The organism is Paenibacillus sp. EKM10P (genome assembly GCF_011800655.1).
Taxonomy (GTDB): domain Bacteria; phylum Bacillota; class Bacilli; order Paenibacillales; family Paenibacillaceae; genus Paenibacillus; species Paenibacillus polymyxa.
In genome coordinates, this window is the sequence record NZ_JAALET010000002.1 from 420,955 (window position 1) to 433,241 (window position 12,287).

At 37.2% G+C, this 12,287-nt stretch carries 4 protein-coding genes; all 4 read left to right on the forward strand.

The genetic code is table 11. The features are described 5' to 3' along the window. Positions 1–16: 16 nt before the first annotated feature. The 4 genes from HFE01_RS07325 to HFE01_RS07340 all read left to right on the forward strand — a co-directional run bounded on the left by HFE01_RS07325 (position 17) and on the right by HFE01_RS07340 (position 12,166). On the forward strand, positions 17–1,018 hold the full coding sequence (locus tag HFE01_RS07325; protein ID WP_167437997.1) for a tyrosine-type recombinase/integrase: 1,002 nt from the start codon (positions 17–19) through the stop codon (positions 1,016–1,018). A 65-nt stretch (positions 1,019–1,083) separates the two neighbouring features. Next, positions 1,084–1,506 carry a DUF1617 family protein gene (locus tag HFE01_RS07330; protein ID WP_167437996.1) on the forward strand — a complete coding sequence of 141 codons (423 nt, stop codon included), beginning with the start codon at positions 1,084–1,086 and terminating at the stop codon, positions 1,504–1,506. Positions 1,507–1,573: 67 nt separating this feature from the next. Beyond that, positions 1,574–8,662 carry an NlpC/P60 family protein gene (locus HFE01_RS07335; RefSeq protein ID WP_167437995.1) on the forward strand — a complete coding sequence of 2,363 codons (7,089 nt, stop codon included), beginning with the start codon at positions 1,574–1,576 and terminating at the stop codon, positions 8,660–8,662. 48 nt (positions 8,663–8,710) lie between these two features. Beyond that, positions 8,711–12,166, forward strand: a complete 3,456-nt coding sequence (locus HFE01_RS07340; RefSeq protein WP_167437994.1) for a phage tail spike protein — start codon at positions 8,711–8,713, stop codon at positions 12,164–12,166. Positions 12,167–12,287: the final 121 nt, after the last annotated feature.

The window sequence follows — 12,287 nt, forward strand, 5'->3', positions numbered from 1 at the left end:
GTAAGGAATGATGTGAATGGCAAGGAAAGAAATTAAAAAGAATACATTACGCGAACCTGCGAAAAAACAACCAGAAGTAACAGACGAAATGTGGCAGCAAGTCAATGAAGACTATAGATTTAATGCTGAAGAGTTTGTTTCTGTACAAGACCTCTCCCCTCAATCTCGCAAGCAGTACACAAGTGTAATTAGACAGTTTGGTTGGTACATGGTTGCTTCAATGAACAACAAACCATTCTACAAAATTACAAAGAGAGACTTTCTTCGTTATCTGAGTTTTATACGAGACAATAGGAAAATGTCCTCATCCGCAATCAGCTTTAGGAAGTCTGTTATCTCAAGTTTCTGTAATCACATCGAAAATATTATTGCAGAAGAAGATGAAAACTACAAAAACTTTAGAAATTTTACACGTGGTCTCCCTCCAATTTCAAAAAATCGTGTTTATGAAAAAGTAAAAGTCACAAAAGATGAGTACGATATGATGATGAGCGTTTTAGAAGAAGATGAAAATTGGCTAGGTATGGCTTGGTTAGCCACAGCTTTTCGAGTTGGTGCGAGACGTTCGGAAATTATTCAGTTCAAGACTGAAATATTGGATTATGAAGTTCAACAAGACAAGAATTATATTATGACTCATAACGTAAGAGGAAAAGGCAAATCGATAGATGGGAAGCCGATTCAATATATGATCCCCTTAGACGTTGTTCCTCATTTGAAAAAATGGGTAGATTTTCGTGGCTATGAAAGTGAATATATCTTTACCACTAAATACGGTAATGAGATAAAGGCTATGTCTCCTGCTTGGGCAGATGATTTTTGTTCAAACACTCTCTCTGATATTTTAGAGCGTAGAGTTAACGTACATATTTTTAAAAATTCATGTATCACCTATCTTTTAGAAAGTGGTAAGGATATTAAAATAGTTTCGAAGTTCGTTGCACATCACAATGATATCTCCACCACATCTATTTATGATTTACGTGATTTCGAAGATGAGAAGAATCAGATTTTTTGATTAACTGTACCTAGTAAAACTATCCTTTTATCACAATTAGATATCTTAATGTTAAGGGAGCTAATATGAAACTATACAAATTTGAACTTGAAAATTTTATAGCTTATCTAGATAAACTAAAAACAGACCGAACTGATACTCGACATAGAGTTAAATTCAAAGGGTTGCTTACTGAACATTACACAGAACTTTTAAATGATGCAGATGATATCAACCTTGATTATGTGACTAAAGATAAAGATGGCAATCCCATTATTGAAAACGGAAAATATACCTTCGAGAATGATAATGAACGGCTTTCTGAGTTAAACAAGCTTTATAATGAAGAAATTGTAATTGATGAAACAGAAGAACGAAAAGCTATGCTCCTTTCTGTTAAAGAATCGGTGATCAATCGTGGCCCAACCGAATTTACTGGTATCGAAGGAGATTGGTATGTTCGTTTCTGTGAAATTGTAGAACAAATTAAATATAAGGATGAACAGTAAGAAGAGATATTAAGTCTCTTCTTTTTTCTATTTTTCTAAAGTAAAAAAAGGAAGTGACTTAAACGTAATGGCAGATATGCTTAAGATTTTAGTACAAGCTGACCTAAATATTGGAGCTAGTATAGGTAACATTAATGAAAAATTGAAGGCTTTAAGTAAACACCCATCCCTTCAAAGTTTGAATATTAAGATCAATATTGATAAGAGCTTTGTAGCAAGTATGAATAGTTTTGTATCCGCTGCTAATAAGTTAAATTTAGCAATGGAGCAACAAAATAAGATTGTTAGTGAAACCACTACAACATATAAAAGATTAGATGGAAGCATAGAAAAAGTAACACAGCAACGGTTAGCCGATAATTCTGTTATCACTAAGACCAACAAAACTGTTGATGAGCATAGATTAAAATTACAGCAAGAGACTGAAGCTTATGACAAACAACGAAAGTCAATTCAGCAGTTGGAATCTGAGTTAAAAGGCTATGCATTAGCCAATGAGAAAGCTATTAAGAATGGTAAAGGTCAAGTAGTTGGTTATAAAAATACATATGAAAACAAAGAAACTGGACAAAAAGTTACAGCTAATATTGATCAAAATGGCATTGTAAAAAAGTACGACGAGATAATCAACCATGCTAAAACACTGAAAGATCAAGAGTCTCTTGTTAATCAGATGTACGATGGACGTATTAAGTCCATGGAAAGAGTAAACACGGCTGAACGTCAATTAGCCACAAACCAGCAAAAAGCCATTCAGGAAAATGCAGATAGACAACGTGCAGCCGATAAAAAGAATCAGGATGCAATTCAGGCGACTCGTAAGGAATATCAGGACTGGTGGGTTCGTTCACTTGGTCAGCAAGAAGTCGCTGAACGTCAAGCAAATCAGAAAAAAATCCAGAATCTAAAAGAGTTTAAGCAACAAGCAGAAACCAACGCACAAAGATTGAATACTAAGTATGGCTCAAGTGTTAATCAGACTGACCTCTCTTCTCTTCTCTCTTCTGCTTCAAAATTAGACATTAATGATGCAAACCTGAAACAAAAAATGAAGCAAATCCAGCAAGGGTTTAGAGATGTGGAGTCTTCAGCTAAATCAGCCAGTACACAGGTTGCAAGTTTTGGTGAAAAAGTTAGCCATGCAATTAAGTCTATTGGTGCACATATGATTGCTGGTGCATTATACGGCACTGTATTTTCTAGTATTACTGCCGGATTTAAAGGCATGATTGACATTGAGAGTCACATGGCTGGATATATTCAAACAAATGAGCACTACTTTCAAGGTCTACAAAAAGGCTCTTTGGATATGCAAAAGGTTAATAACGAGTCAAGGCAGTTCATTCAAACAGCGCACGACCAAGCCGCCGCCATCACTGATGTAATTGAGTCTGCACGTCTCTGGGGTCGTATGTATAAAGATGTCGGTGTTGTTCAGACCCTAGTACGTCAATCTACTATGCTTTCCACAGTTGACTTGGTGAGTCTTGAAGATGCCACAAAATCAATGGAATCGGTGCTAGCTCAATATGGTGTGCAACTTAAGAATACAAATGATGCACAACTGTATGGTGGTCGAATCCTTGATTCTTGGAGTAAGGTAGCACACGAAACTATGGCTCCTGCTAGAGACTTAGGTGCAGCATTTGAGCGCACAGGTAAAATTGCCCAAGAAACAGGCGTTAGTTTTGATTTCATGAACGGTCTGATTTCATCGGGTATGCGTAATACCGCATTATCTGGTGAAAACTTAGGTAACATGTGGAAAACCGTATTGGGTACTATCCGAACCAGTAAGGCTGTTAATGAAATTGAGAGTCTTGGTGTTGAGACTAAGAAAGTTGTAAATGGTGTTGAAGAATGGCGTAAGGCAGAAGATATCTTGCTGGATTTGTCTATTGCGGTAATCGATAAGAATTATGATTTAACTCAATCTTATGCAGCCATTTCTCGCGGTGTCTATCAGTATGCGAAGTTGGCAGCATCCCTCCAACCCGGTGATATCTTATTGGGTACAGCATACTCTATTGGATCTACTGGAAGCACATTAGAATACTTAACTACTCAAATGGATACCATTTCCCGTAAAGCCTCACAGGTAAAAACGTCATTCATTGATATCTTCAACACAGCTGGTAATGATGGATTACGTAGTATGATAAAGACCATACTTGATATTACTGATCAATTATTTATTGGTATGTCAAAAATACCTTCATCAATCTTTGGTGTGAGTACAGCTATAGTTGCACTAGGGGCGGCATTTGTTGCACTTAAATCTCCTATCAAAACGGCTATTGATTCAATGATTGTTGTAAAAGCTATGAGACAAGGCATGATAGTCGTAACAAACGAAGAGACTGCCGCTGTTACTGCAAGTTCTGTTGCTAATGCCGCCCATGCTGTAACCTCAAGAACCGCTTCGACTGCTGAGGTTGGGAGAACAGTAGCAACTGAGGCAACAACTGTTGCGATAAATGCGCAGACTGCTGCATCTGCTAGAGCTGCTGTTACAACAAGTATAGCAACAATGGGAATATCTGTTGTCATTGGATTGTTAGCTTCATTGGCTGTGGGCTTGGGTACAGCAGAAAAAGCGCAGCGTGACGAAACTCAACAGATAAATGACAGTATAGAGGCGCGAGAACGGCAAATCAATCAATATAAGCGACAAATCGATTTCTTGCCTAAAGTTGCAGACGCTATCAACAAATACAAGAAAGCTATGGACGGCGGTACACTTTCTGCCCAACAACAAGCAACCGCTCAAAAACAATTAGAAGAAATGTATAAAGCTGTTGGTATAACCGCAACAGAAGAAGGATTGAAAAGATTAAAAGCTGCACATTTCAGTGAAGATGCAGTCAAGTATGAAATCGAACTATTAAAACAAAAAAAACAAGCTGCTGCTGAAGCGAATACCGAAGCAGCTCGTGGAGCCTATGATAAAAAGAAGAATGAATACGAAAATAATGAAGAAGCACTAAAAAAAGCAAAAGAAGATTTAAAGAAGTATAAAAATGATCTAGATACAATAATGAATGACAATTCAATTGCAGGTGCTTTTGCAAAATCCCCAGAAACGATTCAAGGTTACTATCAAATGATTGCTATGGCTCAAAGTAAAGTTGATGAATTTACTGGCAAGCAACAAACTTTATCTAAAGAGTTGGACGATGCTAATCAGAAGTACATGACTAACATTGAAGCAACCGATCAATTAGCTGGTGCTGATAGTAAAATGGCTAATGCAACAGATGACGCTTCTGATGCTTTTGAAAAATTAAACAAAGCTCTTGACGACAGCTCTTCCGAACTCAAAACCTTAAATCAAGCATTGTATGATCAACAAAAAAATGGCTATTTGAGTGCAGAAACAGTTGCAGAATTAATCAAAAAAAATCCTCAATTAGCCGCTAGTGTGAAAAAAGTCAAAGATGGATACATATTAGAAACTGAGGCAGTCAACGATCTAAGAGAAGCTCAGTTGAAAATGATTAAGCAGTCAATTGAAGGAGATAAGCAACGGAGCTTAAATGCGATTAATGCTTCCATTAGCACTATAAACGGATACGGTCTTGAGTTAAAGAGTGTAAAAGATTTAGCAGATGCTAAAAAAGCTTTGGCGGCTATTGAGGATGAAATAGCAAACGCAAAGATCGCAGCACTGTCTCCTGAAATGCGTAAGGGTTTGGGCTATGAAGAGAAGTTTGATTTCAACTTGGGTAAGACAGTATATTATAACCCCATGTTTGAAGAAGCCAGAAAAGCCAGAAACGATGCACTTAAAGAGCAGTATGATGAGATTTCTAAAAGCGTTCAGGAGTTAGAAGAAAAGGCATCTAAGGGAAAAGAATTACTGGGTATTTATTCTGATCCTAATTTTGGAATTAGCAAAGAAGCCACCAAGAAAAACGATCAATACAACGACTCTTTGTCAGAAACTAATGAAATTTTAACCGAAACTCAGAAGAAACTTAAAGCGATTGCTGCTGCTCAAGATGCGCAGACTAGCCGAATGAGTCGATTAAAAAAAGGAACAGAGGAATACGGAAAAGCCCTGAAGGAACAGATAAAACTTCTTGAAAAGCAAGCTGAATTGTACACAGAAGGCATTAAAGATCCATCTAAGCTAGTGTCTACAAAAGTCACCACTACTACAAAAGGTGGAACTGGCTTAGACTCGATGATAGAAGAAGCTTTATCCCTCTCCTCTTCTGGTGCATTTAAATATAAACAAATAAACGGCGAATACAAAGGTACATACGATGAGTTTGTACAAAGAGCAACATCGGATTGCTCTCAGTTTGTGCAGGAAATGTTTAAGGAGTTCCTTAATATTAAGCTGCCTCGCACTGCCGCTGAACAAGCCAAACAAGGTACTGCTGTAACAAGTAAAAAGGAATTGCAGAAAGGCGATTTGGTATTCTTCAATACCAATGGCAAAGCACATTCCCATGTAGGTGTTTATATGGGCGATGGAAACTTTATGCAAATGGGCAATTCGGGATTAAAGCAAGGCAATCTAAACGACAAATATTGGGCAACTCGTTATGATGGAGCTACACGCATTCCCGGTGCTTCTGCCCTCCCTACTTCAACTTCTGTTGCATCTAGTAGTAAAGTTACAGGTAAAAATGCTGATCTGATAAACAAATACGCTTCAACGAATGGCGTTGATCCTGCGTTAATTAAGGCAATCATTCAACAAGAGTCAGGTAACGGCGCTAATGGTATTAAAAATGTAATGCAGGTTAGCAGCCTTGGTAAAAACACTAATGTTGAAAGCAGTATTAAAACTGGCACCTCAATGTTTGCAAAATATCTCAATCAAACGGGCAACGTTGAAATCGCTTTGGCTATGTATAATATGGGGCCAGGAATATTGGATTATTTCAATAAAAATGGTGGCTACAGTGTAGAGAACATGAAGAAGTTCTCTGCTAAACAAAAGCAGAAAACTGGTAGTAAGGTTTATGGTGATGTAAATTATGTTGGCAACGTATTGAGATACTACGATGGTGATACCTCCTCTGTTTCAGGTGGTAAATCTAAAAACAAATACACCCTTCCTTCAGCCTCGGATTTAGCAAAAGCACAAGAAGATGCACGGAAAAATAGAACAACTACATACGATAACATTTATAAAGCTCGTGTTGATTATATTGAGAACTACGTAACTATGAGTCAGAACAAGCTGGATGCTTTGGACGCTGACATTGCTAAATCTCAAGGTAGACAGGCTAAGTATGATCAAGTATCAGCAAACTGGCGAAAAGAAGAATCTTCTCAAATTAAGTCACTGACAGCGCAACAAAAGGAATTAGTCTCTCAGAATATCAATCTTGATAATCTAGTTAAGCAAAATAAGATTACATCTGGTGAGTTTGATAAGCAGAAAGCTTCGAATAGTACAAAGTGGTGGGAACTAGAACAACAGAAACAAGAAAAATACTATGCTGTCATTGTCTCTAATCTTGATGAATATGAGAAAAAGATTAATGCTGCTGCTGATAAGATAGCTCTGTCCAAGGCTCGTATGGAATCGTTGGACGAAAACTCGAAGGCATATCAACAAGAGCTTATTACTCAGATCGGGTTGATAAATGAGCAACGTGTAGCTACAGAGAAAGAGATTTTAGCTGTAGAGAGACAATTGAAAAATGAAAAGTTGAATTTACAGAATAAAGAGGAATTGTCTAAACGTCTTCAAGATCTAACGCTGAAGAACCTTGAGTATAACAATGCTATCTACTCTATCAAATCTGCGGCTGCTGATAAGATTATTGAAGCATACAAAAAACAGATTGAGAAACAGAAGGATTTAGCTTTAAAGGCTATCGATAAACAAAAAGAAGCTGAAGATAAGAGACATGAAGCTCGATTAAAAAATCTCGAAGAAGAGTCTGATCGATTTGAAGAGATTATTAAACGCCAGCTTCAGGAGTTAGATCGAACAAGCGAATCTGATGACTATGACAAGGAACTCAAAAAGAAACTAGATGAGCGCCAAAAGATACAGGATAAAATTAATGAGCTTGCTCTTAATAATTCCTATGAAGCTAAGGCTAAAAGGAAAGATTTAACCGATCAACTAGATGCAAAGAATGAAGAGATCGATAAGTTTAAACTTGACCGTGAGCGTGAATTACGTAAAGAAGGCTTGAATGACCAGTTAGAAGACCGCAAAAAGTACCTTGATAAAACCAAAGATGCTGAAGATCGAACTCATGACGCAATTACAGATAACATCGATAGAGAAAAAGAACTTACTGAGCAGAAGTATGATGACATTCTTGAAGACGAACAACGATTCTATAGAATGAAGCAAGACCTCATGTCCAATGACAAGACTAAGGTAAAATCTGTGATTGATGAACTAAAAGGCGAGTATTCTAAGTTCTTCACCTTCCTTCAAGAGCAATCATTGGAAACAAGTAAGCAAATGCAAAATATGCTGGACAGTCTTTCGATGGATCAAGGCAAACTTAACGACTTCTTGAATTTAGATAGTGGAATCGGCAATAACACGGGCATTGGAACTGGCGATGGAAACGGAAATGGTTCAGGTAATGGCAGCAATAAGGAAAAAGAAAAGGGAGATTGGCAGAAATACCTTTCCAACAAGCAAAAGGCTGAAAGTATTTCTAAACAAGTCGTTCAGTTACAACGTGAAAAGAAACCAGATAACAATAAAATTAAAAGTCTTCAAGCACAATTTCAGTCCCTTAAATCTGAAAATGATGCAATGCGCTCAAAATGGGGGTTTCCAGATGGAAGCTACGACTATCTGGTTAAACAGAAAGTGTTTAGTGCTGATACAGGAGGTATGACCCCTACTTTCTCTGGCGGTAAATTTCTGTTGGCTCATGAAAAGGAATTAGTTCTTAATAAGAGTGATACGGGGAATTTGTTGAAAATCATTGATGTAACCCGTGGCATTGTTGATTCAGTTAAAAGTACCTTTACCCCCAACTTTGTTAGAAATAATAATACGTCTACTGCTTCAAATGTTAACAGTTTTCATTTTGAAAAGGTTGAAATTCATGCAAATGATAAGGAGTCAGGATCGAACATCTTAACCAAATTAATTGATGCCGCTAAAACACAATCAAAGAGAGGCGTTCTAGGAAATAATTATGGCTTTAATCTATAATCGGTGGGGATTACCTCTCCCCCATCACTATTTTAAAGAGGTGATACATTGCTGGGAGAAATTGATTACAATTTAAAACCTATTCAACCTCAATATTTCTTATGTAGACCAGATAGGACAATCATAAGCAAAATAAGTGAGGCGTTTAATGATGAAATTTCTACCACATGGCACGATATTAATGAATTAGAGTTATCAATCCCCTTTTACATCGATGTCAATCATCGCTTAGTACCGAATAAAAACATCGGTCTAATTCGAGAAAGATATCTAATTAAAGTCGTAAATGGGAATAATGTTGATTGGTACTATATTAAAAGCATTGAAGATTCTAGTTCAGATGAATCCGATATTCGTACGTTGAATTGTATTTCTACCGCTGGTCTTCTAGTTGGTTTTGCAATACGGGGATTGACTGTAGAATCGTATCATGCCGAACAAATATTGAATGAAATTCTTGCACCAACAACTTGGAAAATCGACTACATTGATGCTGATTTCAAATTAACTTATAGGGCATTTGACTTCTCAAGTACAAATGTATTAGATGCGATTTTGACAGTTGGTGAAACATACAATGCTATAACGATTTTCAATACTGATAAAAACACCATTTCATTACAAAAACCTGAACTGACTGGTACAAATAAAGGATTGACCTTTAGTTGGAATAAGTATTTAAAATCGATGACTAGACATTCAACCTCTGAACCTATAGTCACAAGGTTAAAGGGGTTTGGTCAGGATGACATGACATTTGAAAAAGTAAATCCTACTGGGCAAAACTATGTAGAAAGCTTTCAATATTTCATGTATCCATTTGAACGGGATGCTAATCGGAATGTCATTAGACACAGTGATTACATGAGTGATTCGTTGTGTCATGCCCTACTCGACTTTGAAGCATTAATTGAATCAAAGAAAACAGAGTTTAATGCATACCTCAAGGAACAACAAGGCTATGAAAAGCAACTAGCTCTTCTTGAAGTTGATATGGATAAGCTAGTAAAAAATGAAGTTGTAGTTGCAGATACGAAAATATCTCAACAATTTGATTTGAAGATGTTTTTTGAGAAGTATGAGCATTCTGGTAGCAGTTCACGTAGCTTCAAATTGTCTTCTGATTTTGGTTATGCGGTTATGATTAAGGTTGATGACACAACTGGTGTTACAGTTAGTTTAGATAGATCGAATAAAGCCGTTTCTTCTAATCAATGGAGACTTCTGGGTAAGGTTCGATATCAGGATCATGTCAATGTCTCTATTAGCGGTGGCAATACGGGTGTATACATTCAGGTATGTAACATTAGCATAGATGAGTATGATTCTGGCACTGATTCAAAGATTATTGAGCGATACAGTTTAGATAATAAGGAAATGCAGATTAAACAGAAACAAGCTGAAATTGATGCTGTTAAAGCTAATTTGACTACTGTTTCCAACAAGATAAGCAACCTGAGAAGTACATTTGCATATGATAAGAACTTTACACATGAGCAAATGATGGAGTTAAGCGACTCATATATTATTACGCAGGACTACTCAGACAGTAAATACATAGATGAGCAAGATTTGTACGATGAAACAATGAAGAAGTTCAAAGAATTGCTACGTCCACAACTTAGCATGGAGATCGATATTGTTAACTTCTTAGAGATAATTGAAGCACAATATGATTGGAAGAAGATGAATCTTGGTGATTTCGTTAACATCAAATATGAGCCAACTGGCGTAGATGTTACGGCAAGAATAATTAAGATTGAATATGATTATGAACAGTCGAATATTAGTCTGACGATATCTAATGTAAAAGATGTAAGTAGAATGGGCAATGAATTTGATAAGTTGTTTCAAGATGTACGGACTCATGGAGTTACGTTGGATCTAAATAAGTTCAAATATGATAAAGCAGTGTTTGATTCAAGTGAAATGAATAAGCTGTTTGAAAATGTCTGGAATAGAGAAAAAGAGCGTTTAGAGATGGCGATTAATGAAACAGTTACACTGGATCACACTGGCATCACTGTTTATGATGAAAAAAATCCCATGAGATACCTTAAAATGACGTCGGGGGCGATTGGTCTTACACGCTCAGGAGGGCAAAAATTCGAGACAGCCCTCAGCGCCGATGGATTGATTGCAGAACAAGTGCTTGGAAAAATTATCCTTGGTGAACGTGTAGTAATTGGTGATACAACTGGTGTATTCACTATCGAAGGCTCTAAACTAACCATTCAGGATAGATGTAAACGTGAAGTCGTTAAGCTTGGGCTATTGGAAGAAAATCCAGATAAGTTTGGGTTACGATTTAATCATTACGCTTCTACTGATTGTGGCAATACTAGTGTAATTAATCATGTAGGAATTGATAGTGATTCAGGTTTCTTTATTGACCAGAAAAGTGGAACAACATATAAAAAAACATTGTGGACTAGTTTGGATGGATTGTTAAATGCTCAAAATTTGAGAATTAGTGATAGTATTATTGCTGATGGATCAATTCGTATAGGTAAAGGTAATTATGTATTTTCTGCCGATATGCAGGGTATCTACTTGGGATCAGAGCAGTTCTCGGATTCCCCGTTCCGAGTGTCGCCAGACGGTGTAATGTATGCAAAAGGTGGAGTATTCCAAGATGGTCAGGTAATAGTTGGTGGAGGAAACAGAGTAATCGTATTGGATTCATCGGGATTTCGGGTAGGCGGTCTCCAGCAAGACAGTGCGCCAGCGGCGATCTACATGGACGGTCGTGCCAGATTCAAGAATGTGTTGCTCACCAAGCCTGATGGTAGATTTCTTGCCGACACTGGAAACGGCAAATTCGACCTCAATGGGTGGGATTTGATTGGAGCTGGGATGATTGATACTCAATTACTGGCAGCTAATATAGTTACAGCCACAGAGGGCTTTGTAAGCTCGCTTGTAGCGGGTAAACTATCGACTTTAACAAATGCTGCTCTTACTGATTGGTCGAACTACATTCGAATAGAAAGTAACGAAGCAAAATGGATCACTGGGAAAGTCAATGGTGCTGGCACACAAAAGAAATTGGCTGATGGCAGAGCTTTGTATTGGAAAAACTCAACTCAATCTGGAGAAATGACTGTAGATGAAACTGAATGGCCCGTCTTGGAATATAGTATGGAAGAAAAAGTAAAAGCTAAGTTTTCATTTGATGGTTCTGGCGATGCTGCAACTCCATATATCCAAATGGGTATTGGTGATGGAGCAACTGAGAAAAGCGGCAAAGGTTTTATAAATAAACCTAATGGTTCTTTTGATTTTTTGTATGGAGCAAGCAACACCGGAAAAGAAAGAAGTGTAAGTTTACAAGATTTAGGTATTGTTATAAACAGTGATGGCGGGAATTTTATCGCAAAAGCAAATCAGGTATCAATAATAAGCAACCAAAATGAAATAAAAATCTCCAACGGTAAAGCCTCCATCGTTCTCTCTGCTGATGGCAAAATCACCTTCAACGGTACTCGCTACGACTTCATGTAAACCTTAAGACTACTATCTTTCTCTCTCCTCTCTCCTACTATACGACTATATAAAACATTTGTTCTATAGGAATATGTTCCCATATGTCGTATAGTAGAATTATAGGAGAGTGATGAACAGA